The sequence below is a fragment of the Pseudomonas sp. G166 genome (assembly GCF_037027455.2).
Taxonomy (GTDB): Bacteria; Pseudomonadota; Gammaproteobacteria; order Pseudomonadales; family Pseudomonadaceae; genus Aquipseudomonas.
In genome coordinates this window covers 581253-607938 of record NZ_CP146985.1, presented here as the reverse complement: position 1 = coordinate 607938, position 26686 = coordinate 581253, and the positions used below count along the sequence as shown (strand labels likewise).

Annotated in this window: 23 protein-coding genes and 1 riboswitch; of the genes, 7 read left to right on the top strand and 16 right to left on the bottom strand. The window is 61.8% G+C overall.

All coding sequences use genetic code 11. The annotated features are described in order from the left end of the window. Positions 1–81: 81 nt before the first annotated feature. Complete coding sequence (serB, locus tag SGN16_RS02650) at positions 82–1296, bottom strand: phosphoserine phosphatase SerB (protein WP_210642578.1); 1215 nt, start codon at positions 1294–1296, stop codon at positions 82–84. 133 nt (positions 1297–1429) lie between these two features. Between serB and SGN16_RS02645 the strand changes: the two genes are divergently transcribed. Further along, on the top strand, positions 1430–2947 hold the full coding sequence (locus SGN16_RS02645; RefSeq protein WP_335943823.1) for an AhpA/YtjB family protein: 1518 nt from the start codon (positions 1430–1432) through the stop codon (positions 2945–2947). A gap of 206 nt (positions 2948–3153) precedes the next feature. On the opposite strand, the gene SGN16_RS02640 is transcribed toward SGN16_RS02645, so the two are convergent. The 11 genes from SGN16_RS02640 to SGN16_RS02590 form a co-directional block, all read right to left on the bottom strand. Beyond that, a complete protein-coding gene (locus SGN16_RS02640; protein WP_335943822.1) occupies positions 3154–3561 on the bottom strand; it encodes a DUF3224 domain-containing protein in 408 nt (135 codons plus the stop codon). 144 nt (positions 3562–3705) lie between these two features. Next, positions 3706–4410 carry a PqiC family protein gene (locus SGN16_RS02635; protein ID WP_210642575.1) on the bottom strand — a complete coding sequence of 235 codons (705 nt, stop codon included), beginning with the start codon at positions 4408–4410 and terminating at the stop codon, positions 3706–3708. Positions 4411–4589: 179 nt separating this feature from the next. Continuing rightward, complete coding sequence (gene parC / locus SGN16_RS02630) at positions 4590–6854, bottom strand: DNA topoisomerase IV subunit A (RefSeq protein ID WP_335943821.1); 2265 nt, start codon at positions 6852–6854, stop codon at positions 4590–4592. 10 nt (positions 6855–6864) lie between these two features. After that, positions 6865–7386: a TIGR02281 family clan AA aspartic protease gene (locus SGN16_RS02625; RefSeq protein WP_335943820.1), complete on the bottom strand. Its 522-nt coding sequence runs from the start codon at positions 7384–7386 to the stop codon at positions 6865–6867. Next, positions 7383–8369 (bottom strand): esterase-like activity of phytase family protein, encoded by a 987-nt coding sequence (locus SGN16_RS02620; RefSeq protein WP_335943819.1) that lies wholly within the window; start codon positions 8367–8369, stop codon positions 7383–7385. The genes SGN16_RS02625 and SGN16_RS02620 overlap by 4 nt, the downstream gene beginning before the upstream one ends. Beyond that, positions 8369–10273, bottom strand: coding sequence for a DNA topoisomerase IV subunit B (parE, locus tag SGN16_RS02615; RefSeq protein ID WP_210642571.1), 1905 nt, complete (start codon positions 10271–10273; stop codon positions 8369–8371). The genes SGN16_RS02620 and parE overlap by 1 nt, the downstream gene beginning before the upstream one ends. Before the next feature lie 42 nt (positions 10274–10315). After that, positions 10316–10924 carry a YqiA/YcfP family alpha/beta fold hydrolase gene (locus tag SGN16_RS02610; RefSeq protein WP_335943818.1) on the bottom strand — a complete coding sequence of 203 codons (609 nt, stop codon included), beginning with the start codon at positions 10922–10924 and terminating at the stop codon, positions 10316–10318. Positions 10925–11575: 651 nt separating this feature from the next. Continuing rightward, positions 11576–11932 (bottom strand): DUF6124 family protein, encoded by a 357-nt coding sequence (locus tag SGN16_RS02605; RefSeq protein WP_335943817.1) that lies wholly within the window; start codon positions 11930–11932, stop codon positions 11576–11578. 779 nt (positions 11933–12711) lie between these two features. After that, positions 12712–13527 carry a 3',5'-cyclic-AMP phosphodiesterase gene (gene cpdA / locus SGN16_RS02600; RefSeq protein ID WP_335943816.1) on the bottom strand — a complete coding sequence of 272 codons (816 nt, stop codon included), beginning with the start codon at positions 13525–13527 and terminating at the stop codon, positions 12712–12714. A gap of 123 nt (positions 13528–13650) precedes the next feature. Then, positions 13651–14103, bottom strand: coding sequence for a DUF1249 domain-containing protein (locus tag SGN16_RS02595; RefSeq protein WP_014336275.1), 453 nt, complete (start codon positions 14101–14103; stop codon positions 13651–13653). Further along, positions 14094–14711, bottom strand: a complete 618-nt coding sequence (locus SGN16_RS02590) for an NUDIX domain-containing protein (protein WP_335943815.1) — start codon at positions 14709–14711, stop codon at positions 14094–14096. Before SGN16_RS02590 ends, SGN16_RS02595 begins: the two co-directional genes overlap by 10 nt. A gap of 215 nt (positions 14712–14926) precedes the next feature. Here SGN16_RS02590 and SGN16_RS02585 point away from each other — a divergent pair, with 215 nt between their 5' ends. Further along, positions 14927–15673 carry a DUF3298 domain-containing protein gene (locus tag SGN16_RS02585; protein WP_210642567.1) on the top strand — a complete coding sequence of 249 codons (747 nt, stop codon included), beginning with the start codon at positions 14927–14929 and terminating at the stop codon, positions 15671–15673. Here SGN16_RS02585 and cytX read toward each other — a convergent pair. Both cytX and thiC read right to left on the bottom strand, forming a co-directional pair. Next, on the bottom strand, positions 15642–16934 hold the full coding sequence (gene cytX / locus SGN16_RS02580; protein ID WP_210642566.1) for a putative hydroxymethylpyrimidine transporter CytX: 1293 nt from the start codon (positions 16932–16934) through the stop codon (positions 15642–15644). The genes SGN16_RS02585 and cytX overlap by 32 nt on opposite strands. Positions 16935–17104: 170 nt before the next feature. Beyond that, positions 17105–18994, bottom strand: a complete 1890-nt coding sequence (gene thiC, locus SGN16_RS02575; RefSeq protein ID WP_210642565.1) for a phosphomethylpyrimidine synthase ThiC — start codon at positions 18992–18994, stop codon at positions 17105–17107. A 175-nt stretch (positions 18995–19169) separates the two neighbouring features. Next, a riboswitch (TPP riboswitch) is annotated at positions 19170–19275 on the bottom strand. A 154-nt stretch (positions 19276–19429) separates the two neighbouring features. Between thiC and SGN16_RS02570 the strand changes: the two genes are divergently transcribed. Continuing rightward, on the top strand, positions 19430–20869 hold the full coding sequence (locus SGN16_RS02570) for a TolC family outer membrane protein (RefSeq protein WP_335943814.1): 1440 nt from the start codon (positions 19430–19432) through the stop codon (positions 20867–20869). Positions 20870–20919: 50 nt separating this feature from the next. Here SGN16_RS02570 and waaA read toward each other — a convergent pair whose 3' ends face one another. Together waaA and SGN16_RS02560 are read right to left on the bottom strand one after the other, a co-directional pair. After that, a complete protein-coding gene (gene waaA / locus SGN16_RS02565; protein ID WP_335943813.1) occupies positions 20920–22200 on the bottom strand; it encodes a lipid IV(A) 3-deoxy-D-manno-octulosonic acid transferase in 1281 nt (426 codons plus the stop codon). A 22-nt stretch (positions 22201–22222) separates the two neighbouring features. Then, entirely contained in the window at positions 22223–23113 is an 891-nt protein-coding gene (locus tag SGN16_RS02560; RefSeq protein WP_335943812.1) for a LysR family transcriptional regulator, read from the bottom strand. Between the two features lie 103 nt (positions 23114–23216). Between SGN16_RS02560 and SGN16_RS02555 the strand changes: the two genes are divergently transcribed. The 4 genes from SGN16_RS02555 to SGN16_RS02540 all read left to right on the top strand — a co-directional run bounded on the left by SGN16_RS02555 (position 23217) and on the right by SGN16_RS02540 (position 26684). After that, positions 23217–23549 carry a multidrug efflux SMR transporter gene (locus SGN16_RS02555; protein WP_072340081.1) on the top strand — a complete coding sequence of 111 codons (333 nt, stop codon included), beginning with the start codon at positions 23217–23219 and terminating at the stop codon, positions 23547–23549. Between the two features lie 150 nt (positions 23550–23699). Then, on the top strand, positions 23700–24875 hold the full coding sequence (locus SGN16_RS02550; protein WP_335943811.1) for an FAD-dependent oxidoreductase: 1176 nt from the start codon (positions 23700–23702) through the stop codon (positions 24873–24875). Further along, complete coding sequence (locus tag SGN16_RS02545) at positions 24872–25684, top strand: aldo/keto reductase (RefSeq protein WP_210642560.1); 813 nt, start codon at positions 24872–24874, stop codon at positions 25682–25684. The genes SGN16_RS02550 and SGN16_RS02545 overlap by 4 nt, the downstream gene beginning before the upstream one ends. Before the next feature lie 34 nt (positions 25685–25718). Continuing rightward, positions 25719–26684 (top strand): metal ABC transporter ATPase, encoded by a 966-nt coding sequence (locus SGN16_RS02540; protein ID WP_210642559.1) that lies wholly within the window; start codon positions 25719–25721, stop codon positions 26682–26684. Positions 26685–26686 lie beyond the last annotated feature (2 nt).

Here is a 26686-nt window from a genome sequence, read left to right as displayed (position 1 = left end):
ACCTTCCAGAAGCGGAACGCGGAGCATCCCCGGCGATGCTCCCACGCAGGAGCGTGGGAACGATCAAAATCGAAATATTACTCAGAGCTGCCCGTCACGATCCCTGAAGCCCAGCAGATACAACACTCCATCCAGGCCCAGCGTAGAGATCGCCTGCCTGGCCGACTGCTTGACCAGCGGCTTGGCCCGGAACGCTACGCCCAAGCCGGCGATCGCCAGCATCGGCAGGTCGTTGGCGCCGTCCCCCACGGCGATGGTCTGCTCCAGGCGCAGGCCTTCTTTTTCGGCCAGTTCACGCAGCAAGTCCGCCTTGCGCTGGGCATCGACGATCGGCTCGACGGCGACGCCGGTCACCTTGCCGTCCACCACTTCCAGTTCGTTGGCGAACACGTAGTCGATGCCGAGCTTGGCCTGCAACTGCTTGGCGAAATAGGTGAAGCCGCCGGACAGGATGGCAGTCTTGTAGCCCAGACGCTTGAGTTCGGCGAACAGGGTCTCGGCACCTTCGGTCAGGCGCAGGGAGGCTCCGATGGAATCCAGCACGCTGACATCCAGCCCCTTGAGCAGTGCCAGGCGCTCCTTGAAGCTGGCACGAAAATCCAGCTCGCCAGCCATGGCTCGCTCAGTGATGGCCGAGACCTTGTCGCCGACGCCGGCAGCCTTGGCCAGTTCGTCGATGACTTCAGCTTCGATCAGCGTCGAATCCATATCGAACACCGCCAGGCGACGGTTACGACGGAACAGTGAGTCTTCCTGGAACGCGATGTCGACGTTCAGCTCCTGGGCCACGCTCAGGAACTCGGCACGCAACGCCTGGGGGTCAGCCGGTTCGCCGCGCACGGAGAATTCGATGCAGCCCTTGCCTTTGTCGTCCGGAGTGTCCAGCGGCATGCGCCCGGACAGACGGTCGATGTGATCGATATTCAGGTCATATTTGGCGGTGATCGAACTGACGCGCTGCAATTGTTCGGCAGTGACCTTGCGGGTCAATAGCGTAACGATGTGGCGCTTCTTGCCCTGGCCGCTCACCCAATGCTGGTAGTCGGCTTCGGAGACCGGAGTGAACCGCACCTGCTGGTCGAGTTTGTACGCGGTGAACAGGATGTCCTTGAGCACCGACTTGCTCTGTTCGGCGTCCGGGATTTCAACCAGGATGCCGAACGACAGCGTGTCATGAATCACCGCCTGACCGATGTCGAGAATGTTCACACCACCCTGGGCCAGAACGCCAGTAATGGCCGCAGTCAGACCCGGACGGTCGCTGCCAGTGATGTTTATCAGGACGATTTCGCGCAAGGCGCACCCCCGCAGGTGGAAAAAAACCGCATTCTACCCACATTCAGTGACCATCGGGCACCGCCAGTGCTTTGCCGGTCATGGGGCTGTCGCTATACTGCGCGTCAATTTCACGGACAAAGAGCCGAGCTCAGTGAACCGGCCCACGCCAGTCAAAACCGACAATTTCTTCCTGCTGATCTTCCGTGCACTGCGCCACCGTCGTGTGCCGATTGCATTGCGCATTGCCAGCCATAACGTGATCCTGGTCGCCTTGGCCCTGGTCATCTATGCCTGCGTGATGGGCCTGCAGTTCAAGCAGGCCATGCATGAGCAGGCCGATGCCCTGGGTGAGAGCCTGACCACCCAGACCGCCACGTCCGCCACTGAGCTGCTGGTGTCCAACGACATCCTCAGCCTCAATGTACTGCTCAACAACCTGACCAAGAACAAACTGGTGGCCCACGCTGCCATCTACAGCGTGGACAACCGCATCCTCGCCGAGGCCGGGCAGCGGCCCAAGCCTGGCCTGCTGGGCGAATCCGGCGGCATGTACCAGAGCAAGATCACCTTTCAGGACGTGACCGCCGGACAACTGCGCATCAGCCTGGACATGGATCAGTTCCAGCAACCGATGACCATCAGCCTGCAAAGCATGGGCATCCTCAGCGCGATACTGCTGGCGCTGGCACTGGCCTTGAGCCTGCGCCTGGGTCGCCACATCTCCACGCCGCTGCTGCAATTGCGGGTCTGGCTGCGGGACATCGACGAACACACCCCGGCCACCCAGCGCCAGGACGAAATCGGCGACCTGGCCCGGCAACTGCACGCCAGCTTCGCCCCGGAACCTGAGCCTGTACCAGAGCCCGAGGACATCGACTACGTGGATGACGACGATGCCGAGCCAGGCTTCGAAGTGCGCAACCTGCGCGATCCGGGCTTCGATGAAAGCCAGCCGATGCCTGCCGCCAAAGCGGCTCCACGCCATGTGGTGCGTACGGTTGAAGACGATGAGGACGACGACGCCTTTGCCGATCTGCGGGACGAATCGATCGCCGGCGGGCCGCAGCCAGTCGTTCGGCCTGTCGCCTCGAACCAGCCACAGCACAGTGCCGTGCTGGCCGTGCAATTGGGTGCCCAGGAACAACTACGGCGCCTGCCCCAGGCGCGTCTGAAGGAACTGCTCGAACGCTACCGCGACTGCCTCGACCAGGCCGCCTCGCTGTATCAGGGCGAAGTGCACACCCTGAACGACGGCAGCACGCTGATGCTGTTCCATACCGAAGACAGCGGTGACGACTACCTGACCAACGCCATCTGCTGCGGTGAATTGCTGCGAGCCCTGGGCCACCAGTTGCAGATCGAGGTCGCCGACAGCGGCATCACCCTGCAATTGCAACTGGGCCTGACCTTGGGTGACGAGCTGTTCGGCCTGAGCCAGATCGACCTGCTGCTGACCGAAACCGCCCAGGACGCCCTGGCCCTGTCGCAGCACAGCCGCAACCTGCTGCTGGTGGAGCGCAAGATCAACGACAATGCGCTGATCCGCCAACGCGCGCGTATCCGCCCCATCGCCAGCCCGGAAGGCGCGTGCTGCGTGGAGCGTCTGATGGAGCCCTATCCATCGATGCTGGAACGGCAACTGGCACGGATGCATGAACGCCAGGGTTGAGCCTCAGCACTTGAAATGACGGAGCCCGCAGATGAGTGATTGTCTGCGGGCTTTTTTGTGGCTGCGCCGCCGACATCGCGAGCAAGCTCGCTCACACACTGGGTCTGCGGCTTGCAGAGATCCCTTGTGGGAGCGAGCTTGCTCGCGATGAGGCCAGGACAAACAGCGCAATCCAGGCTACAGAGTCGCGCCCACCCAGCAAAATCTTAGCTGTCGGACTCAAACGAATACTCAAAGGACACTTGTGCCGGCTCACCATGGCCAGCCACATAGCTGCCATTGCCACGCAGACTGACCAGTTCTCCGGTGCCGGCACCTTCCACGACACTCCAGGTACTGCGCGCTTTACCGTCGGAAAATGATCCCGAATGCCGGGCTACGAATGTTCCACGTTGACCTGCCACCACCGCACAAATCCGCTCAAACCCTACGAAGCACGCGGTGCCGTCGGCACTATAGGACATCAGGTATTCGACACTGCTGGTTCCCTCGATAGCGCCGCTATAGGACTGCGTGATTTTGGCATGTGAGAGTTTGGGAGCGCCCTCAAGAATTTGGGAGGGATTTTCATCCCAGCCCGTTATCTGAAATGTGCAACTGGCAGTCGTTTTCATAGGGATTCAACTCTTCCTTGTCGTTATTCGGGGGAGGCCTGATGTGCCGGGCACTCATCTTGCCTGACGTCGTTGAGAAATAAGAGTGCAGAAACAACAAAGCCCGCTATCAAGGCGGGCTTCGTTTTGCATCCTTTCCAACCATCAGAACCTGAACACTTCCATGTCCGTGCGAATTGGCAAGGCCATGGGAATCTTGTCTTTTTCCTTCTCAACCGGCTTGGCTGGGGCAGGAGCGGGCTTGCGTGGAACTTCTGCGACAGGAGGCTGGTTGGCCAAAGGCTTGAGCGAGACGGACAACTGCTCGGCCAGGCGCTGCAGAAGCACGCCTTGGGCCTGGACTTGCGCAGCGGTGGTGCCGGCATGTTGTTCTTGCAAGTGCACAATGCGGTTCTCCCGCACCTTGCCTCGACGGTCGATCAAGCGCCATTGAGCATCGAGCACCGCCGGTTGCGATTTGCCCGAATCCAGGCGGGTAATCGACAGCAACACCTGGACATCCGGCGTAAAGCCTTGAGTGGCCGGCGCCAACACCACGCGCTGGCTGTCCAGATGCCCGGCCACCTGGCGCAGCAGCAACTGGTCGATGTCCGAAGACAGGCTGCCGGCCCAGCGACCGTCAGTGGCGGCCTGCAGGCTACCGTCCGGTTGGCGTTGCAATAAGGTTTCGCGTTGCAGGTAGTCCGCGATCAACACCGGCCCCAGCAAGACCGCCATGCCTGCGCTTTGCGCAGGCTGAGCCGGGGTTCCACTGTCGAGTTGATACAGCGACACAGGCTGGTTGACGCTGCAACCCGCCAGGCCAAGCAGGCCAGCGAGCCACAAAATAGGAAGGCGCAGAGCAGTCATCGTCCCGTCCAGGTGGCGGCCACAAGGCTTACCACAGTGAAAAAAAACTCGGTCAATATGAAGAACGCTCGGCCACGCCGGCGCTTGAAAGGGCCTATCATCCGTGAATATGCGTTCCGACTCCAGCGCGAAAGCGTCGGCCTGCGGCTTTTAATCGCAGACCGAGCCCTCTAGGACGCTTAATTCAGGTTTTCGACGAGCAGTGCATCGACCCGTTGAAATCCCCTTGGAAGCTTGTTGCCCCGCCGACCGCGTTCACCTTTGTAATGTTCAAGATCGTCTGCCTTCAACGAAAGCGTACGCTTTCCAGCCTGTAGCACAAGCGTGGCGCCTTCCGGTAACACTGCAATATCCGTGACATATTCCTCGCGGCTGGCCACCCGTTCGCCGGAAATACCGATGATCTTGTTGCCCTTGCCTTTACCCAACTGAGGCAAGTCGCTGATCTTGAAGACCAGCAAGCGACCTTCGGTCGTTACCGATGCCAGCCAATTGCTCTCACGGTCGCTGACCGGGCGCGGCGCAATGACCTTGGCGTTGTTCGGCAGGCTCAACAACGCCTTGCCCGCCTTGTTCTTGGCTTGCAGATCCTCACCCTTGACCACGAACCCGTAACCCGCATCCGATGCAATAACGTACAGCCCATCATCATCAGGCATCAGCACGCATTCAAAAGTTGCACCCGGTGGCGGAGTTAATCGTCCAGTCAGCGGCTCGCCCTGGCCGCGAGCCGAAGGCAGGGTGTGGGCCGGCACCGAATAGCTGCGCCCGGTAGAGTCGACGAAAACCGCAAACTGGTTGGAACGCCCGGCCGCCAGCGCCTTGAAACCGTCCCCGGCCTTGTAGGAAAGCCCCGCCGCGTCAATATCATGACCCTTGGCGGAACGCACCCAGCCTTTTTCCGACAGTACGACGGTCACTTTCTCGTTTGGCAGCAGGTCGTGCTCGGTCAGCGCTTTGGCTTCGGCACGCTCGACAATTGGCGAACGACGGTCGTCGCCATAGGTCTCGGCGTCCTTGAGCAGTTCGGTGCGCACCAGCTTTTTCAGCTTGGCTTCGCTGCCCAGCAGCGCTTGCAGCTTGGCCTGTTCCTTGAGCAGTTCATCCTGCTCGGCGCGCAACTTCATCTCTTCCAGCCGCGCCAATTGCCGCAGACGGGTATCGAGGATGTAGTCGGCCTGGATTTCACTCAGGGCGAAGCGCGTGATCAAGCTGGCCTTGGGGTGTTCCTCGGTGCGGATGATGTGGATCACTTCATCCAGGTTGAGGTAGGCGATCAGCAAACCGTCCAACAGGTGCAGGCGGCGTTCGACCTTGTCCAGGCGGAATTGCAGGCGCCGGCGCACCGTTTTGACCCGAAACTCCAGCCACTCCACCAGCAGCGCTCGCAGGTTCTTCAACTGCGGCTTGCCGTCCAGGCCGATGATGTTGATGTTGACCCGGTAACTGGATTCCAGATCGGTGCTGGCGAACAGGTGCTGCATCAGTGCGTCGTGATCGACCCGGCTATTGACCGGAATGATCACGATACGGCATGGGTTTTCGTGGTCGGACTCATCGCGCAGGTCGGCAACTTGCGGCGCTTTCGATGGTTTTGCCTGCATCATCGCCGCAATTTGTTCCAGGACCTTGGCCCCGGATACTTGATGCGGCAATGCGGTGACGATGATGTCGCCATCTTCAATGTGGTACACGGCGCGCATGCGCACCGAACCGCGACCGGTCTCGTAGATTTTCAGCAGGTCGGCGCGCGGGGTGATGATCTCCGCTTCGGTTGGGTAGTCCGGGCCCTGGATGTGCTCGCAGAGTTGCTCCACCGTGGCTTTGGGCTCGTCCAGCAGACGCACGCACGCCGTGGCCACTTCCCGCAGGTTGTGAGGCGGTACGTCAGTGGCCATGCCCACGGCGATGCCGGTGGTGCCATTGAGCAGGATATTCGGCAAACGTGCCGGCAACACCAAGGGTTCATCCAGGGTGCCGTCGAAGTTCGGGCCCCAGTCCGCCGTGCCCTGGCCCAGTTCGCTGAGCAGCACTTCGGAATAACGCGACAGCCGCGCCTCGGTGTAACGCATGGCGGCGAAGGACTTGGGATCGTCCGGCGCACCCCAGTTGCCCTGCCCGTCCACCAGGGTGTAGCGATAGCTGAACGGCTGGGCCATCAGCACCATGGCTTCATAGCAGGCCGAGTCACCGTGGGGGTGGAACTTACCAAGCACGTCACCGACGGTACGCGCCGACTTCTTGTGCTTGGAATCGGCATCCAGCCCCAGCTCACTCATGGCATAGATGATTCGCCGCTGGACCGGCTTCAAACCGTCGCCAATGTGCGGCAAGGCACGGTCCATGATCACGTACATGGAGTAATTGAGGTAGGCATTTTCGGTGAAGTCAGCCAGCGATCGGCGCTCTACGCCGTCTAAGCTGTCTGCAAGAATGTCGCTCATGCGGGCCTCATCAGTTCGTTGTCTGGCGCAGCAGCATGGTGCCGTCGCGCTGGGTAAATTCAAGTTTGTTCAGGGCGCTCATGCCCAGCAGCACTTGCGTGCCACCCAGGCCTGGCGCCACCAGGGCACGGACATCGCGCAAAACGATGTCACCCAATTGCAGCCGGTCGATGCGGGTGCGATAGCCCTCGCTCAAACCGTTGGCGGTACTCAACGTCACGCCAAAACCTTTTTCCAGCTTGAGGCGCTCGGCCAACTCCACCGGAATCGCCACGTCGGTGGCGCCCGTGTCGAGCATGAAATCCACCGGCTGGCCGTTTATCTGACCGCTGGCGACGAAATGCCCCTGCACATTGCCGACCAACTTCACCTCGATAAACCCTTCGCCTCTTTGCGAATACACCTGGGCATTGGGGTTTTGCTGGCGCTGCTCCCATTGAGCAAAAAACCGCGTTGCCAGGAACAGCGCCGCGCACCAGGCCAAGATCATCAACACCCGGCCAGCACGCTTGCCCGGCGGCGGCTGACTCATGGCGCAGCGCCCCAGCCACCGTCCGGCGCGGCGAAGCGCCAGATGATCGGCCGAGTTTCGCCGTCAACCCGCGCACCGTCGTTGTTGTCCAGGCCGATCCAGGCACCCTCGGCGTCCACGACCAGCGCTTCGGCCAAACCATAGGCCTGTGGGTAACGCCGATTATCCTGCAACGCCTCGGCGGCGAACGACCAGCAGCGCTCCACCTTGGCAGTCAGCGGGTCACGCCGGCAGATCTGGAAGGCGTTGCGCTCCAGGGTAAACAGCTTGCCGTTGAACAATGACAGATCGGCGAAATCCCGTGAGACCGCCTTCGCATTGGCGAACTGCGCAGGCTGCATCTCCAGCCCCGCTTCGCTCAGCAGCACGCAATTGCCGTCGCAGTCCCACACTGTTTGCTGGCGCTTGATCAGCAACAGGCCGCGACGTTCGCGCTCGGCCGCCAGCCATAATTGATCGCCAGCCGGGTTGATCGCCAGGCCTTCGAACAGGGCATTGAAATGCAACAACATGCCACTGGCACGGGCCTGACGGATCAGTGTCGGGGCGATTTTCAACCAGGACGCAGGTCCCGACGGCGGCACCTGCAACACCGCGGCATGGGACTCGCTGACCACATAGCGATTGCCAGCACTGTCGCAACTGATGCCTTCGAAATCCAGCTCGCCACCGCGCAGGAACGACGCCGCCCAGGTTCGGGATTTCAAGCCCCAGGGGAAACCGCTGTCCGGAACCTCAGGCACCTCGATATCGACCACTTGCGCCTGCCAGACAGGAGCCTCGGACGGCGCGAGACGGTAGATCCGATCATCGTCACGATCAGACACCGTCCACATTTCGCCGCCGCACAGGGCCAGCCCGGACAGATTACCGCCGCGCATGCCATCGACGGCGTGCTCGGACAGCAACTTCAGTTCGGGTGCAGGTTCGGCAACGACAACCCCCGCCCACAGCAATAACGCCAGGGCGAAACCGTTGCGCATCAGGCCAGCACCTCGGCCAGGTCCCCTTTGGATTCGAGCCAGGACTTGCGATCACCGGCGCGCTTCTTCGCCAGCAGCATATCCATCATCTCCGACGTCGCCTCGAAATCATCCAGGGTCAACTGCACCAGACGGCGAGTGTTCGGATCCATGGTGGTTTCGCGCAGTTGCGGCGGGTTCATTTCGCCCAGGCCTTTGAATCGAGTGACCTGCGGCTTGCCGCGCTTCTTCTCGGCCACCAGACGGTCAAGAATGCCGTCGCGCTCGGCTTCGTCGAGGGCGTAGTAGATTTCCTTGCCCAGGTCGATCCGGTACAGCGGCGGCATCGCGACGTAGACGTGGCCGGCGTCCACCAGCGGACGGAAATGCTGGACGAACAACGCGCAGAGCAACGTGGCGATGTGCAGGCCGTCGGAGTCGGCGTCGGCGAGGATGCAGATCTTGCCGTAGCGCAACTGGCTCATGTCCTCGGCGCCTGGATCGACACCGATGGCCACCGCGATGTTATGCACCTCCTGACTGGCCAGCACTTCGCTGCCGTCCACTTCCCAGGTGTTGAGGATCTTGCCCCGCAGCGGCAGGATTGCCTGGAACTCTTTGTCCCGCGCTTGCTTGGCCGACCCACCGGCGGAGTCACCTTCCACCAGGAACAGCTCGGAACGCATCGGGTCCTGCCCGGCGCAATCGGCGAGCTTGCCCGGCAACGCCGGCCCTTGGGTGATGCGCTTGCGCTCGACCTTCTTGCTGGCCTTGAGGCGACGGCCGGCGTTGTTGATTGCCAGTTCCGCCAGGGCCAAACCGGTTTCCGGGTTGGCGTTGAGCCACAGGCTGAACGCGTCCTTGACCACACCGGAAACAAACGCCGCCGCTTCACGGGACGACAGGCGCTCCTTGGTCTGGCCGGAGAACTGTGGTTCCTGCATCTTCATCGACAACACGAAGGCAATCCGTTCCCAGACGTCCTCCGGCGCCAGCTTCACGCCACGGGGCAGCAGATTGCGGAACTCGCAGAACTCGCGCATCGCATCGAGCAAACCCTGGCGCAACCCGTTGACGTGGGTGCCGCCCTGGGCCGTGGGAATCAGGTTGACGTAGCTTTCCTGGACGCTTTCGCCACCTTCGGGCAGCCACAACAGCGCCCAGTCCACCGCTTCCTTGTTGCCGGCCAGGCTACCGCAGAACGGCTCGTTGGGCAGGCGTTCGAAATCGTTGACCGCGTCCACCAGATAAGAACGCAGGCCGTCTTCGTAATGCCACTCGACTTTCTCGCCGGTGGCCTTGTCCTCGAAACTGACCAACAGCCCCGGGCACAGCACCGCCTTGGCCTTGAGCACGTGCTTGAGGCGGGTGACGGAGAATTTCGGCGAGTCGAAATACTTCGGGTCCGGGGCGAAATACACGCTGGTGCCGGTGTTGCGCTTGCCGACGGTCCCGATCACTTCCAGCTCAGTGGCCTTGTAGCCATCGGCGAAAGTCATCTGGTATTCGTTGCCGTCACGCTTGACCCGCACCCGCACCTGGGTCGACAAGGCGTTGACCACAGAAATACCCACCCCGTGCAGACCGCCGGAGAACTGGTAGTTCTTGTTGGAAAACTTGCCGCCCGCGTGGAGCTTGGTGAGGATGAGCTCGACACCGGACACACCCTCTTCAGGGTGAATGTCCACCGGCATGCCGCGACCGTCGTCGCTGACTTCCAGCGAATGGTCGGCGTGCAGGATGACCTGCACCGACTTCGCATGCCCGGCCAAGGCTTCGTCGACACTGTTGTCGATGACTTCCTGGGCAAGGTGGTTCGGCCGACTGGTATCGGTGTACATGCCGGGGCGCTTGCGCACCGGGTCGAGGCCCGAGAGGACTTCGATGGCGTCTGCGTTATAAGAGCTAGCGCTGGGAGTGGCCATGGGGTCTCGTCGTCAGTGTTCAATGAAAAAGGGGCGATGGGCTCACAGCGACGTGAAGTCGATCGCCTGGTACAAATCGGCGCCAATGCCGGCAAAACTCAACAGCGCCGGCAACTGCTGGGCAAACCCTTGGTAACTGTGGTCGCCGCCGGCCTGGATGCGCAAGGCACAGGCGCGGTAATACTGCTGGGCGTGGCGATAATCCAGCGTTTCGTCACCGGTTTGCAACCATACCTGAAACCGCTGCGGATCCTGGGGCGCCGGCACTTCCAGTTCGGCCAGGGCCGTGACGTGGTCGTGGGTCAACTCCCAGGTTTCGTCGGTGTACAAATTCTTCTGCGTGCCCAGGTAACCGTCAAACATCCGATGCGGGCTGACGGCAGGGTTGATCAGCAGGGCCTTGAGGCCGTGGCGCTCGGCCAAGTGAGTCGCATAGTAGCCGCCGAGCGAGCTGCCGACCAGCAGCGGCCGTCCCAGTTGTGTAATCGCTTGCTCCAGCTGACCGATGGCTTCGCGGGGGTGGTGATGCAAGGCTGGCACCAGCAGTTGGTCGCTCAGGCCGAGGCGGGCCATCACCTCGGTCAACTGGCAGGCCTTGGTCGATGCTGGGGCGCTGTTGAAGCCATGGATATAAAGGATAGAACCCGACATTGCCGACTCCCTGGGTGTTGGGCAAAGGCCGGAGTTTACAGGGAGTTTGTGGGGGTTTGGGGGATTTGACCGTCTTGTTGTCGCCGATGATCAGTTGATCACGGTGCCTGTGGGAGCAAAGCTTGCTCGCGATGGCGGCCTGACAGCCGGCCGGGATGTTGTTGACCGGGTACATATCCATTGCTGCGGTAACGGCGACTTATGGTTCTGCCCTTACGGCGGGTCACTTTCGAAAAGCGCGAAAGTAACCAAAGCGCTCCTGCCCCACCACTCGGCACCTCGCCTAGGCTCGGCATGCCCGCACTCCGGCATTGCTCCATGGGCCGCCGCGAAGGGCCATCCATGGCCCAGCGCGGCTAACCCGGCATCCATACCGGGTTGCCCACTGCGCAATGCCTGCGTGCGGCCATCGTGGTTAACGGGGCGCCGAGATCAACGTCCGCCATGAGGCGGCCTAGTAGCCGACCTGGTTCTTGGTGGGACCGCGTTCCCCCTGTGGGAGCGAGCTTGCTCGCGATGGCGTTGGATCAGCCTGCATCAGCGTTGGATGTGCCACCGTCTTCGCGAGCAAGCTCCCACAGTTGGATTGAAGTACTGCCACCGGAGACAGGTCGGCAATAAGTGCTCCCCCCACAATGCTCCCGCTCGCCGTTAGCGCGGATCGACGATATCCAACGCCCGATTCGCCAACAACTCACTGAGCTCGATCATCTGCTGGACTCCCAGGGCGAAATGCCGACGCGAGCCTTCCAGGTCGAAGGTCAGGTCGCCGAGCATGGCGTTGGCGGAGGCCAGGGTTTCGCTGAGGTTGGCTAGGAGGGTTTCGGTGTCTGCGCTCTCCGCGACGGAGAACAATTGGCTTGAGGGTTGTTTCTTCTTGGGTTGGGGCTTGGGGTCGAGATAATGGTCGATGGCACGCTTGGCGGCTTCATCAAGCATTGGGGGAATCTGGCTGGCTTCGGGAGAAATGAAATCGTTTTTTGTTGGCCCAGAGTTACTTTCAGACATGTTGAGCGCTCCATTAGGATTGAAATAACGCCCCCTACTTTCGGGTTTCCAGACCCGGCCGCTGAGTTTTCAGCGACGGAAAAAGGTTAGCGACAGCCCTTCCCACCCGGCAACCGCCAGAGCTCGTCGGAAAAATCTAATGCAGCCCGGAGGGGTGTCCGACCATTCCCACAAACCCTGGTCGGCTGTCAGGCCGCCATCGCGAGCAAGCTCGCTCCCACACAGGTTTTTGGTCGTTTATAAGATGAGCGTCCATCGCCGATCCCTGTGGGAGCGGGCTTGCTCGCGAAAGCGGTGGGTCTGCTTGCATCAATGCTGAATGTACCGTCGCCTTCGCGAGCAAGCCCGCTCCCACAGGAGAAACGCGGTCCCACCAAGAACCAGGTCGGCTATCAGGCCGCCTCGTGGTGGGGTGGACGTTGATCTCAGCGCCCCGTTAACCACGATGGCCGAACGCAGGTATTGCGGAGTGGGCATCCCGGCATGGATGCCGGGATAGCCGCGCTGGGCCATGGATGGCCCTTCGCGGCGGGCCCACGGAGCAATGCCGGAGTGAGGGCACACCGAGCCTAGGCGAGGTGCCGAGTGGTGGGGCAAAAGCGCTTTGGTTACTTTCGCGCTTTTCGAAAGTGACCCGCCGTAAGGGCGGAACCATAAGCGGCCGTTACCGCAGAAATGGATATGTACTCAGTCAAGCCGCCATCGCGAGCAAGCTCGCTCCCACAATTGGATCGGAGTACAGCAGTGAGAAACAGGCCGGCTGTAAGGCCGCCTCGCCCTCAATACCCGTTGGACTCGTAATCCGGAGTGAACTCAAACCCAACCACCCGCTCAACCCCCGTCTCCAACCGCCCATCCGGCCAAAGCCGCAACCACCGATACCCCGGCGCCTGCGAGCCCACCGCAAAATCCTCACTCCCCGGCTCAAACTGAATACAGGTCGAAGGCGAAGCCAACAAACGAACCCCCTCCCGCACCCGATCAACCTCCTGATGCACATGCCCCCACAGAACAGCACGCACCTGAGGAAACCGATCCAACACCGCAAACAGCGCCTCAGGATTACGCAACCCAATCGGCTCCATCCACGCACACCCAATCGAAACAGGATGATGATGCAGACAAACAAGGTGATGCCGCTCCGGCGCCTCGCTCAAGGCATTGGCCAACAGAATCAACTGTTCCTCAGCCAAAAAACCCGGCACCGACCCCGGCACGGCGGAGTCCAGCATCGTCACGCGCCAATTGCCGATGTCCACCACAGGATCGAGCAACACGCTCTTGACCGCGGCCTTGAGCATCACCTGCGGCTCATCATGGTTACCAGGAATCCACCGCGCCGGCGCATCAAGACACGCCGTCAGTTGCCGAAACGCCTCATAGGACTCCAGCGTGCCGTCCTGGGACAGATCCCCCGTGGCAAGCATCAGATCGATATTGGGTTGCTGCTTGAGCACCAGGTCAATGACCGCCCGCAGGCTGTCACGGGTGTTCATGCCCAGCAACGAACCCTCGGCCTCGGCGAACAGATGACTGTCGGACAGTTGGACCAGCAACGCCGTATCGGCAGTGGTCAAGGTGGATACGCTCGGCAAATCGCTCTCTCCCAGGCGTACTCACGCCGTTGGATGAAGCCGCAATTATGCTGGGGAAGATCGAAAGGGGAAACCCGCGAACCGGAACCGGTTCACAACCAGTGTCCAGTATTTGAAAAACAACTACCGAACGACTTCGAACTCGTGACCCAGCGCCAGGCAATGACTCAGCCACTCACCCAAAAACAGATTCAACTGGGCCTTCTCGTCCGGCTGGTGCATTGACGCATTGGGGTAAGGATAGATGCCGCGAAAACGTCGTGCATGTTCAGCGCTCACGACTTCGGCCATGCGCGCATCGTGATAGACCTGAACCTCCAGTTGCGGCACCGGCAACCAGGGCAGGCTGTGTTCCTGGCGTACTTGCAACGTGGTGGTGTACGGGCAGGCTTGCAACACCTCGAGGGCCAGCACGCCAAGCATCTGGTCGCCGTGGGTCACGGCGATGCGCCGTGGCGCCGGATCGTTGCGCATGTCCGGCAACAACCGCATCAGGCGGGCGTAGTTGGCCTCACAGGCCGCCTGCAACCCCACCAGATCGACGCGATAGCGATCGCGCAGCTTGTTCAGGACCATAGCCCCCTCACTTCCTCGCGGTTCAAGGCCAGCCATTGCAGGGCGATGATGCTCGGTGCATTGCAGATTTTTCCGTCGCGCACAGCTTGCAGGGCATCGTCGAAGGACCAGACCTTGACGCGGATATCCTCGGCTTCTTCCTCCAGGCCATGCAGTCCGCCCGCCCCCGTGCTGTCGCAACGCCCCAAGTACAAATGGACGAATTCATCACTGCCGCCCGGCGACGGAAAATACTTGGTCATCGGCCAGAGCGCAGCGAAGATCAGCCCAGCTTCCTCCTGCGCTTCGCGATGAGCAACTTCTTCCGGTTGCTCGTCCTTGTCGATCAGGCCGGCCACCAATTCCACCAGCCACGGGTTGGCAGCCTTGTCCATGGCGCCGACGCGAAACTGCTCGATCAACACCACTTCATCGCGCTGCGGGTCGTAGGGCAGCACGCACACCGCGTCGTGCCGCACGAACAGCTCGCGGCTGATTTCACGGCTCATGCCGCCGGCAAACAGTTCGTGACGCAAGTGCACACGGTCGAGTTTGTAGAAACCCTGGAAGCAGCTCTCGCGCTTGACGATATCCACGGTGCTCGGTGCGGCGTTGGCGAAGTCGGTCATGACAATCCTCGTGTGCAGTGAATCAATACGAGGTTCCAACCTCGGCTTCGCGCCATCCTAACGCGCCCATACCCTTTGATGCAGCCCCTTTCCATTCATCGAGATGGACGGCAGAAGGTGAAAGAACTCTAATGAGCTTAGTGGCGAACTGATTGTCCTGCTGACAGTCGAAGCGGGTAACTTTTCGCCTTTCCCCTGTTCCATGAAGGACGCCCATGTCGCTTTTCAAAACTGCCTCCGTGGCCGCCATTGCCCTGACCCTGGGCGCTTGCCAAAGTCTGTTCCAACCCAACTACCGCGCCCCGCTGGAAACCACCCGCGACGCCTCTGAACAACTGCAGCCCGGTTGCGCCAGCGCCGATTGCCCATTGGTGAACATCGATACCTTGCACTTCCCCGCCGAACCGGCCCTGGACGGCATTATTGAAAAACGCTTGCTGGAACTGACCCGCACCACCCCCGACGCCCCCGTGGCACCGACGCTGGCCGCCTATCGCGAGCAGTTTTTGCGCAGCGCCGCCCCGCGTAACAGCAGCTATTTGCAAGCCAAGGTACGTGAGCAGCATGACGGCTTGGTGATCATCGAGCTGTCCAGCTACCTGGACACCGGCGGTGCCCACGGTACGCCGGGGCGCGGTTTCATCAACTATTCGCGCCCGCAACACAAGGTGCTGAGCTTGTCGGACATGCTGCTGCCGGGCCAGGAAGAGGCATTCTGGAAAGCCGCCCAGGTCGCCCACAACAGCTGGCTGATCAGCACCAAGCTGGATCAGGAACCCGACTTCATGAAGCAGTGGGCGTTCCAGAAAACCCCGAACGTGGCGCTGACCTACGGCGGGGTGATCCTCAAGTACGAAGTGAGCACCATTGCACCGTATGCCCTGGGCCATATCGAACTGAAGATCGCTTACCCGCGCCTCAATGGCATTCTCAGGCCCGAGCTGTTTCCCGGCCGTAGCTGAAGGCCCGGCCCAGCAACAGTTGCAGCAACCCTGCCAGGATCAACGACGGCAGGGTTGCGCCGATGTCCGGGTAAAAATTGGCCAGTAGATGATAAGTGCTCACCCCACCCAGCCAGGCCAACAGTGCCGGCCAGCGCAACGCGGCTGACAACACCTGGCTGCTGCGTTTGCGCAGGATGAAGTGGTCCACCAGCACCACGCCGAACAGCGGCGCGAACACCGAACCGATCAGCAACAGGAAGTTCTGGTACTGCGCCAACGGTGCGAAGCAGGCGATCAACGTGCAGATGACGCCAATCGCCAAGGCCAGGTGTTCGACCTTCAGCCCCGACAACATGCCGCTGGAGACCGCTGCCGAGTGAATGTCGGCGAAGGCATTTTCCGACTCGTCCAGCAGAATCAGCAGCAGCGGAATCCCCAACCCGGCGCCAGCCAGGGCCAGCAGCAGCGCATTGACCTCACCGCTTGGCGCGAACGCCAGGGTGTAGGCAACGCCCAGGCTCATCAACCAGACGTTACCGATAAAGAACCCCAGCGCGGTGCCGCCAAATACATTTTTGGCGCGCTTGCCGAAGCGTGAATAGTCGGCAATCAGCGGCAGCCAGGACAACGGCATGGCAATCGCGATATCGAAACCCACCGCCAGTGGCATCGAGCCGTCGCCCGCCTCGGCCCACAACGTGGCCAGGTCAGCCTTGGCGAACAGGTTCCAGGTCAGCCAGATGCACGCCGCCAGCAGCAACCAGATACCCCACTTACGCAGGACCTTGCGCACGAACGTCAGCGGCCCGCTCACCGCAAGCAGGGTCGCCAGGGCGCCGAAGAACAGCGTCCACAACAGCGGACTCGCTCCCAGGCTGCCTTCACTGAAAGCCCGGGCGCCGAGCAGGCTGGCGGCGTCACGCATGACGATGATTTCGAATGAACCCCAGCCGATCAACTGCAGCAAGTTCAACACCGCCGGCACGCTCGCGCCCTTGCCGCCGAGGCTGAGCTTGAGGGCGGCCATGGCCGACAGGCCAGTATCGCTGCCGATCACCCCGACGGCCGCCAACAGTAGGACGCCCACCAGCGTGCCGAGGAAAATCGCCAGCAGCGAACCACTCAGGCCCAGGCCCGGCGCCAACAAGGCGCCGACCTGCAAGACCATCAGGCCGATGCCGAGGGAAAACCACAGGGAAAACAGATCGCGGGCGCCGAAGACGCGTTTGTCCAGGGGGACGGCGGTGTCTGGAGAGTAGGTGCTGGGTTGGATGTTCAAGAGTGTTATCTCAGAGGAATATCTGTTGTTTTTTTGGCCGCTATCGCGAGCAAGCTCGCTCCCACAGGGGACTTGCGGTGAGCACAAGATTTGTGAACGACCGAGATCCACTGTGGGAGCGAGCTTGCTCGCGATGACGGCGGTGAAGTCACCGCCGCCTTCGGCTCACATCACACTTTCTTGTAAAGCTGACTACCTTCCTTCTTGAACCGCTCAGCCTGTTCCGCCAAGCCCTGGGCGACATCGACATCCACCGCTTCGATGCGCTGATTGGCCGCGTACTCGCGCACTTCCTGGGTGATTTTCATCGAGCAGAACTTCGGCCCGCACATCGAGCAGAAATGCGCGACCTTGGCCGAGTCCTTCGGCAGGGTTTCGTCGTGGTACGAGCGAGCGGTGTCCGGGTCGAGGCCGAGGTTGAACTGGTCTTCCCAACGGAACTCGAAGCGCGCCTTGCTCAAGGCGTTGTCGCGGATCTGCGCGCCCGGGTGACCTTTGGCCAGATCGGCCGCGTGGGCGGCGATCTTGTAGGTGATGATCCCGGTCTTCACGTCATCCTTGTTCGGCAAGCCGAGGTGTTCCTTCGGCGTGACGTAGCAGAGCATCGCGCAGCCGAACCAGCCGATCATCGCCGCACCGATACCGGAGGTGATGTGGTCGTAGCCCGGGGCGATGTCGGTGGTCAGTGGGCCGAGGGTGTAGAACGGCGCCTCGTCGCAGCACTCGAGCTGCTTGTCCATGTTCTCTTTGATCAGTTGCATCGGCACGTGGCCCGGGCCTTCGATCATGCACTGCACATCGTGCTTCCAGGCGATCTTGGTCAGCTCGCCGAGGGTTTCCAGCTCACCGAACTGCGCTTCGTCGTTGGCATCGGCAATCGAGCCTGGACGCAGGCCATCGCCCAGCGAGAAGCTGACGTCGTAGGCCTTCATGATTTCGCAGATGTCTTCGAAGTGGGTGTAGAGGAAGTTCTCTTTATGGTGCGCCAGGCACCACTTGGCCATGATCGAACCACCACGGCTGACGATACCGGTGACGCGCTTGGCGGTCATCGGCACGTAGCGCAGCAGCACGCCAGCGTGGATGGTGAAGTAGTCCACGCCCTGTTCAGCCTGCTCGATCAATGTGTCGCGGAACAGCTCCCAGGTCAGGTCTTCGGCCACGCCGCCGACTTTTTCCAAAGCCTGGTAGATCGGCACGGTGCCGATCGGTACCGGCGAGTTGCGGATGATCCACTCGCGGGTTTCATGGATGTGCTTGCCGGTGGACAGGTCCATGACCGTGTCCGAACCCCAGCGAATGCCCCAGGTCAGTTTCGCCACTTCTTCTTCGATGGACGAACCCAGCGCACTGTTGCCGATGTTGCCGTTGATCTTCACCAGGAAGTTACGGCCGATGATCATCGGTTCCAGTTCGGTGTGGTTGATGTTGGCCGGGATGATCGCACGACCACGGGCGATTTCATCACGCACGAATTCCGGGGTGATGACTTTCGGCACGCTGGCGCCGAAGCTGTGGCCGGCGTGTTGCTGCTCCAGCAGGCCGGCGGCGCGGGCCACTTCCAGCTTCATGTTTTCGCGGATGGCGACGTATTCCATCTCGGCGGTGATGATGCCTTTGCGCGCGTAGTGCATCTGGCTGACGTTGGCGCCCGGTTTGGCACGACGCGGGTTGTTCACGTGGGCGAAACGCAGTTTGGTCAGCTCGGGGTCGGCCAGGCGTTCCTGGCCGAAGTTGGAGCTCAGGCCGGCCAGGCGCTCGGTGTCGCCACGGGCTTCGATCCACGAAGAGCGCACGTCGGCCAGCCCCTTGCGCACGTCAATGATCACATTCGGGTCGGTGTAAGGGCCCGAAGTGTCGTACACCACCACCGGCGCGTTGATTTCGCCGCCGAAGTCGGTGGGGGTCACGTCGAGGCTGATTTCGCGCATGGGCACGCGGATATCCGGGCGGCTGCCCTGGACATAGATTTTTTGCGAGCGGGTAAAGGGCTGGACCGATTGCTCATCGACCTTGGCCGAATCACTGAGGTTGGTCGCGTTTTTTGCTTTTGTCGTCATCACGGGCTCTCCAGACACACATCCAGGCAGTGGATTTTTGTCGGAGCGAACCTGTAACGAATGGACGCATCCCTGCACGACAGTGCGGACGCTGTGCTTGCTGCTCGAGCATGCTCGAAAATCGAAAATCGATGGTCGAACAACATCCCGGACGAAGCACAAGAGGACTCGCCGGGTGACGAGAAATCTTGTTCCCTACGCAGGCGCTAACCTGATCAGGTTCAACGGGATCCGAAATTATTCGATCTCAGCCTCATAGCAAGGCACCCCGACAAGAACCCGGCCAGTCTAGACACAACCACGCCAGAACGCCATCGCCAGGGCAAAAGGCGTGATGAATGGCGCATATACAGGATTGTTGCCGTGCGCGGGCGCAACTACACTCGCTACGCCGCGCCTCTTGTGCGCAATCATTTGAGAAGTAGGGAACGCCTCATGCTGCGCAAACTCTCACTGGCCCTCGCCGTGTCTTGTGCGTCCAATGGAATGGCCTGGGCTGCCGAAGCGCCCTTGACCACCAAAACCGATCTGGTGAGCGTGTACCAGGAAGCGGTGGACAACAACGCCGATCTGGCCGCGGCCCGTGCCCAGTACGGCGCCCAGAAGGAAGTGGTGCCCCAGGCGCGTGCCGGGTTGCTGCCGAACCTTTCCGGGGGTGCCGAAGTCGCCAACGTGCGCACCGATATTGACCAGCCCGCCGCTGTTGCAACCCGTAGCGCTCGCTCCTACCAGGCCACGCTCTCCCAGCCGCTGTTTCGTGCCGACCGCTGGTTCCAGTTCCAGGCCGCCAAGTCGGTGAACGAACAAGCGTCGCTGCAGCTATCGGCCACCGAACAGAACATGATCCTGCAAAGCGCCGAGAGCTATTTCAATGTGCTGCGCAGCCAGGACAACCTGGCCTCGACCAAAGCCGAGGAAGCCGCGTTCAAGCGTCAGCTCGACCAGTCCAACGAACGCTTCGACGTGGGCCTGTCGGACAAGACCGATGTGCTGCAATCCCAGGCCAGCTACGACACCGCTCGCGCCAACCGGATTCTCGCCCAGCGCCAGGTCGACGATGCCTTCGAAGCGTTGATCACCCTGACCAACCGCCAGTACAACTCGCTCCAGGGCATCGTCCATACCCTGCCGATCCTGCCGCCGACACCCAACGATGCCAAGGCCTGGGTCGACACCGCCGCCAAACAGAACCTTAACCTGCTGGCCAGCAACTACGCTGTTACCGCCGCCGAAGACACCTTGCGCCAGCGCAAGGCCGGGCATGCGCCGACGCTGGATGCCGTGGCGAAGTACGAAAAAGGCGACAACGACGCCCTGGGCTTCAGCAACCCGAACGCATTTGGCCGCGCCTACAGTGGCGACGTCGATCAGCGCACGCTGGCCTTGCAACTGAATATTCCGATTTTCAGTGGCGGGCTGACCAGCTCCCAGGTGCGCGAGTCCTACTCGCAGCTCACCCAGACCGAACAACAACGCGAAGGCCTGCGTCGGCAGGTGGTGGAAAACACCCGCAACCTGCACCGCGCGGTGAACACCGACGTGGAACAGGTCCAGGCCCGGCGCCAGTCGATCATCTCCAACCAGAGCGCGGTGGAAGCCACGGAGATCGGCTATCAGGTCGGCACCCGCAACATCGTCGATGTGCTCGATGCCCAGCGTCAGCTGTACACCTCGGTGCGCAACTACAACAATGCCCGCTACGACTACATCCTCGACAACCTGCGTCTCAAGCAGGCCGCCGGCACGTTGAGCCCGGCGGATCTGCAGGATCTGTCACGCTATCTCAAGCCTGACTACAACCCGGACAGGGACTTCCTGCCGCCGGATTTGGCGCAGGCGGCGGCGCAGCAGTTGCGTTCGCGACCGGCGCAGTAGTGCACCGACCTCACCAGCAACAATCGTTCCCACGCTCTGCGTGGGAATGATCACTGCCTGGCGATCAACCGCCCCAACCCCTCCAGCAATCGCTGCAACGCGCCCTGATTGGTGCGCATCACCTTCAACCCCGCCTCGGCCATGCGCTGGGCATCGCGCGGCAGTTCGAACAGGCGCTGTACCGCCAAGGCCAGGCTTTGGGCATCGTCCACTTCCGCCAACGCTCCGGCGGCGCGCAATTGCGCGGCGATTTCGAGGAAGTTGAACAGGTGTGGCCCGCTGAGCACCGGCTTCGCCAGCGCCGCTGGCTCCAGCAGGTTGTGTCCGCCATTGGGCACCAGACTGCCACCGACAAAAGCACTGTCGGCCAAAGCGTAGAGAAACAGCAGTTCGCCCATGGTGTCACCCAACAACACTGACGTCTGGGCGGTGACCGGTTGAGCGCTGGAGCGCCGGGCCGTGGCGAAGCCTTGGTTCTCACAGAGCTGATGCACGGCATCAAAACGCTCGGGATGCCGCGGCACCAGGATCAGCAACCCATCGGGATAACTGTCGAGCAGCCGACGGTGGGCGGCGAGCACCACTTCGTCTTCGCCTTCATGGGTGCTGGCAGCAATCCACACCGGGCGCTCCGTCGCTTGCCACTGGCGGCGCAAGGCACTGGCGCTTTCCAGCAGTTGCGGGTCGATGGTCAGGTCGAATTTGATGGAGCCGGTGACCTCGACGGTTTCCGCCCGGGCACCCAACTGGCGGAAACGCTCGGCTTCGGCTTCGGTCTGGACGGCAAACAGGCTCATCTCGGCGAGCATCGGCCGGGTCAACTGGGGAAAACGCGCATAACCGCGTGCCGAACGTTCCGATAGCCGCGCGTTGGCCAAGGCCACGGGAATACCGCGCCTGGCACATTGATGGATGTGGTTGGGCCACAGCTCGGTTTCCATGATCACCGCCAGGCACGGCCGAACCCGGTCGAGAAAACGTTTGGCCGCGCAGGGCAAGTCGTAAGGCAGGTAGCAATGCTGGATGCGTGGTTCGTTGGCGAACATCGCCTGGATCCGCTCCGAACCGGTGGGCGTCATGCAAGTGACCGTGATCGGCAGCTGTGGATAGCGTTGCAGCAAGGCGCGGATCATCGGCGCAGCGGCAATACTTTCGCCTACCGACACGGCGTGGACCCAAATGCCCCCCGGCACCATGGCCGGCAAGCCCCAGGAAAAACGCTCACCGATACGCCGGGCATACGCCGGCGCCTTGCGCGCCCGCAGCCACAGCCGAATCGCTACCAGTGGCAGCCCCAGATAAAACAACGCGCTATAGAGAGTTCTGTTCATGGCGGCGGAGTTTATCGGTTTTTCAGCCGATCGCCTGCAACTGCACGGCAAAACGTTCCGCCAGCCAGCGCGCGGCCGGGCCCAGGGGTTCGTCGCGGCGCCAGACCAGTTCCACCACCAGGGCCGGCGGGGTCCATTCGCTGCTGAGTTCGACCATGTCGCCCAGGTACGCGGGGTATTGCACCACATGCCGAGGCAGCCAGGCCCAGCCCAGGCCACTCCTCAGCCATTCGGCCAACACATAGAAACTGTCGGCTCGCCAGACTTGCGGGCTGGCCTGCTCGCTGCCGGGGTAGACGCTGGACTGGGTCGCCATCAACAACTGGCGATGCCGGGCCATTTCCCGGCAGGTCACATAATCATGGTTCGCCAGGGGATGGTCCCGGCCGCATACCGTGACCATTTCGACGCTGCCCAGTACCCGGCGCTCCAGCGCCTCGGGGATCTGGTCGTGATAGAACAGCAAGCCGAGGTCGGCGCGCCGCTCCACCAGTTTGCGCGCCACATCGCCCTGGGCGGCGCTGGCCAGTTGCACTTCGAGGGTGGGAAATTGCTCGGCCAAGGCCGCCAGACTGTCGATGACCGGCTGATAGGGCATGGCTTCATCCTGGGCCAGGCGCAACGACGCTTCCTGCCCACGCATCAAGGCCAGGGCCCGACCGTTGAGGCGCTCGCACTGACGCAGCACTTCCCTGGCTTCTTCGAGCAAGGCTTCGCCGACGTCGGTGAGCCTGGGCTGCCGGCCACTGCTGCGCTCGAACAGACTCACCCCCAAGTCGTCTTCCAGCAAGGCAATCGCACTGCTGATGGCTGATTGAGCCTTGCGCTGGTCCCGAGCCACCGCAGAAAACGAGCGCTTTTCGGCAACACCGACAAACAGCCGCAATTGTTCCAGATTCCATTGCACGTTCATGGCTCAACCTATCTCTTATACAGATAGGTAATGACTTTACCCCATCTGACGCAACCCTAAAATGGCGACATCGAAAGACGCAACATACACAGAGGAATCGTCCATGAACGCCTACTACTACCTGGCCATCGCCATCTGCGCCGAAGTGATCGCCACCGTTTCGATGAAAGCGATCAAAGGCTTGAGCACTCCGCTGCCCCTGTTGCTGGTCATCGTCGGCTATGCCACCGCATTCGGGATGCTCACCCTGGTGGTGCGCACCGTCCCGGTGGGCGTGGCGTATGCGGTATGGGCCGGATTGGGGATCGTCATGGTCAGCGTGGCAGCGCTGTTCATCTACGGTCAGAAGCTGGACGTGCCGGCAATGCTGGGGATGGCGTTGATTGTGCTTGGGGTTGTCGTGATCCAACTCTTTTCCAAGACTGCCGGGCACTGAAACCCGCTGATCATTCGAGCTCGAATACTCCGTGGCGAGGGAGCAATCTCCCTCGCCACGGGTTTATCCATGCCGCGATTGATCGTCAACAAATTCCCTCTGCACCGAGTCTGTATACTGCGCCCTCGTCTTGAACACTGAGGTCGCTGCATGCCATCCGTTATTTCCACCGACGTTCTGATTGTCGGCGCCGGAGTCGCCGGCCTCTGGCTGAACGCGCGCCTGCGTCGCCAGGGTTTTTCGACCGTGTTGGTGGAAAGCGCCAGCCTCGGCGGCGGGCAGAGCGTCAAATCCCAGGGCATCATCCATGGCGGCGCCAAGTACGCCTTGCACGGCGCCTTGACCGGTGCCTCGGAAGCCATCGCCGACATGCCGCGGCGTTGGCGTGAAGCCCTGAAGGGCGAGGGTGAACTGGACCTGTCCGGCGTGCGCCTGCTGTCCGATGCCCATTACCTCTGGTCCCCCGGCACCCTGGCCGGCAACCTCACCAGTTTCTTCGCCAGCAAGGCCGTGCGCGGGCGGGTCGATCAGGTCAAGGGCGAGCAACTGCCACCGGCCCTGCAAGACAAGCGTTTCAAAGGCAAGGTCTATCGCCTGGCCGAGCTGGTGGTGGACGTGCCCAGCCTGATCTCACGGCTGGCCGAACTGGCCGGCGACGGCTTGCTGGCAGGGCAACACATCGAGCCGCTGCGCGAAGGCGACGCACTGGTGGGACTGAAGGTGGATGGTCGCCAGATCCGCGCCCAGCGCATTGTCCTCAGCGCCGGAGGTGGCACCGCCGACGTGCTCGCCGCCTTGGGCCTGGACCAACCGGCCATGCAGCGCCGGCCGCTGCACATGGTCCTGGTCAAGGGCCCGAGCCTCAAGCCGCTCTACGCCCATTGCCTGGGCGGCGGACCGAAGCCGCGCGTCACCGTGACCACCCATCCGGCCGCTGATGGCCAATGGGTCTGGTACTTGGGTGGCGACCTCGCCGAAGGTGACGGCGTGGCCCGCGAGCCCGCTGCGCAGATCGCCGCCGCCCAGAAGGAACTCGGCCAATTGCTGCCATGGGTCGACCTCAGTACCGCACAATGGGCCACGCTGCGGGTAGACCGCGCCGAGCCCCTGCAATCGGGCCTGACCCGCCCGGACAATGCCTTCCTCGCCGAGCAGGATCGCTTGCTGGTGGGCTGGCCGACCAAACTGGCCCTGGCCCCGGACTTCGCCGACAGGGTGATCAGTGCGCTGCAGCGCGATGGCGTCCAGCCCAGTCACCCGGCCCCGTTGCCGGACCTGCCGAAACCGCCCATGGGCGTCCCGGCCTGGGAGCAACTGTTGCCATGAGCCAACCGACCCTGCACGACTTCTATCGCCCGCTGGGCCATAACGGCCCCAGGGTCTCCCCCCTGGGCCTGGGTACCGTCAAGCTCGGTCGCGATCAGGGCGTCAAGTATCCCAACGGGTTCCGGATTCCCGACGACGACGAAGCGCGCATGCTGCTCAAACTGGCGCGCGAGCTAGGCATCAACCTGATCGACACCGCGCCGGCCTATGGCCGCAGCGAAGAGCGCCTCGGCCCGCTGTTGCGTGGCCAGCGCCAGGACTGGGTGATTGTCAGCAAGGTCGGGGAAGAATTCAGCGACGGCCAGTCACGCCACGACTTCAGCGCCACCCATACTCGTTTCTCGGTGGAACGCAGCCTCAAGCGCCTGGAAACCGACTATATCGACCTGGTACTGGTGCACTCCGACGGCAATGACCTGGCGATCCTCAACGACAGTGAGGTCTACCCGACCCTGGCGGCGCTCAAGCGCGAGGGCAAGATCGGCGGCTTCGGCTTTTCCGGGAAAACCGTCGACGGCGGTTTGAAAGCCCTGGAGCAAGGCGATTGCGCCATGGTCACCTACAATCTGAACGAACGAAACGAGAAGGTTGTCATTGACTACGCGGCCGAGCACGGCAAAGCGATCCTGGTGAAGAAGGCCCTGGCCAGCGGTCATGTCTGCCTGAGCCCGGGCGTGGACCCGGTCCGTGCCAGTTTCGAACTGTTGTTTGAGCATCCCGGGGTCGCCAGTGCTATTGTCGGCACCATCAATCCGCTGCACCTCGCCCATAACGTCGCGACCGTAGCCAAGGTCCTACGTAAAAACTGACGCCGCCTCGCGCGGCCTTAAGGAAGGAGCCGACATGCCGCGTACGCTTATCAGAAAGAACCCGAGCAACTTCAAGACCCTGCCCCTTTTCGTTGAAGCGACACCCGAAGGCCTGAGTTACCAGAGCGTCGGGATGCCGTTGAACTTCTCCCAGACCTTGCAGCGTCGCCGTCCGGTGACGGTGGACAATGCCGAACGCTTTTCCCTGGAGCTGGCGAACCTGGGCGTCTCGGTGCGGCTGACCCTGCATTGGCAGAACCGCGACTATTGGGTGCTGGTACGCCAAAGGCGACAGGATCGCGGTGATGTGGTGCTCAAGCTGATTTCTGGCTACGTCCCGGCCCATGAGCTGAACCTGCCACTGCTCACCGCCATCAATGAAATTGCCGAAGAATGCCTGCTGGAAACCCCGGAAGGCTGGCTCGGCGGGCGTTTCAACGACACCTGGCTACCCGCCCCCTACGCCACGGCGCTGCATTACCGCGAAGCCTTGCCGTTTCGCCTGACGCCGCTGTCCGGCTCGGCCCGCCCGGTACGCAGTGCCAATCTGCAGTTGATCGAGCGACCACGGGCCTACGTGCATCTGCCGACGGCATCGCTGCAACTGATTTACGATTTGCGCCTGGATGTGCCCAAGGAAGCCAAATCCCTGAGCCTGTTTCACGTTGATGAACGACTTGAGGGCGATCAACTGGTGGCGCGCCTGGATCGCAAACGGCCGGATTTGTACCTGATGCCCCTTGAAGACGGCAAGCCGGTCGGTGAGTTGTATACGCTCAAGCGCGATCAATTGGTGGCGGCCAGTACACGAGGCCTGCACCTGGCTGAAAGCTTCGCCAGCCAGGAGGGCTGGGTGGTTCGCGACGAGCGTATCCGCTGGAAGGATTGGCTTGTGAAACAAGGCCTGGAGGTGCACCCCCCTCGTCGCCAAGGCTTGACCAGTTTGCACAAGAAGGCCATGGGCCTGATGCGCATGGTTCGCGGAACGCTGCACAAATAGCC

Bases quoted from the DNA above. Each gene is read 5' to 3' on its own strand.
- parE (WP_210642571.1), bottom strand. From the start codon at position 10,273: ATGGCCACTCCCAGCGCTAGCTCTTATAACGCAGACGCCATCGAAGTC.
- SGN16_RS02595 (WP_014336275.1), bottom strand. From the start codon at position 14,103: ATGGTCCTGAACAAGCTGCGCGATCGCTATCGCGTCGATCTGGTGGGG.
- SGN16_RS02640 (WP_335943822.1), bottom strand. From the start codon at position 3,561: ATGAAAACGACTGCCAGTTGCACATTTCAGATAACGGGCTGGGATGAA.
- SGN16_RS02545 (WP_210642560.1), top strand. From the start codon at position 24,872: ATGAGCCAACCGACCCTGCACGACTTCTATCGCCCGCTGGGCCATAAC.
- SGN16_RS02560 (WP_335943812.1), bottom strand. From the start codon at position 23,113: ATGAACGTGCAATGGAATCTGGAACAATTGCGGCTGTTTGTCGGTGTT.
- SGN16_RS02625 (WP_335943820.1), bottom strand. From the start codon at position 7,386: ATGAGTCAGCCGCCGCCGGGCAAGCGTGCTGGCCGGGTGTTGATGATC.
- SGN16_RS02585 (WP_210642567.1), top strand. From the start codon at position 14,927: ATGTCGCTTTTCAAAACTGCCTCCGTGGCCGCCATTGCCCTGACCCTG.
- SGN16_RS02635 (WP_210642575.1), bottom strand. From the start codon at position 4,410: ATGACTGCTCTGCGCCTTCCTATTTTGTGGCTCGCTGGCCTGCTTGGC.
- parC (WP_335943821.1), bottom strand. From the start codon at position 6,854: ATGAGCGACATTCTTGCAGACAGCTTAGACGGCGTAGAGCGCCGATCG.
- SGN16_RS02555 (WP_072340081.1), top strand. From the start codon at position 23,217: ATGAACGCCTACTACTACCTGGCCATCGCCATCTGCGCCGAAGTGATC.
- SGN16_RS02540 (WP_210642559.1), top strand. From the start codon at position 25,719: ATGCCGCGTACGCTTATCAGAAAGAACCCGAGCAACTTCAAGACCCTG.
- thiC (WP_210642565.1), bottom strand. From the start codon at position 18,994: ATGACGACAAAAGCAAAAAACGCGACCAACCTCAGTGATTCGGCCAAG.
- SGN16_RS02570 (WP_335943814.1), top strand. From the start codon at position 19,430: ATGCTGCGCAAACTCTCACTGGCCCTCGCCGTGTCTTGTGCGTCCAAT.
- SGN16_RS02620 (WP_335943819.1), bottom strand. From the start codon at position 8,369: ATGCGCAACGGTTTCGCCCTGGCGTTATTGCTGTGGGCGGGGGTTGTC.
- SGN16_RS02605 (WP_335943817.1), bottom strand. From the start codon at position 11,932: ATGTCTGAAAGTAACTCTGGGCCAACAAAAAACGATTTCATTTCTCCC.
- SGN16_RS02590 (WP_335943815.1), bottom strand. From the start codon at position 14,711: ATGACCGACTTCGCCAACGCCGCACCGAGCACCGTGGATATCGTCAAG.
- SGN16_RS02550 (WP_335943811.1), top strand. From the start codon at position 23,700: ATGCCATCCGTTATTTCCACCGACGTTCTGATTGTCGGCGCCGGAGTC.
- SGN16_RS02610 (WP_335943818.1), bottom strand. From the start codon at position 10,924: ATGTCGGGTTCTATCCTTTATATCCATGGCTTCAACAGCGCCCCAGCA.
- waaA (WP_335943813.1), bottom strand. From the start codon at position 22,200: ATGAACAGAACTCTCTATAGCGCGTTGTTTTATCTGGGGCTGCCACTG.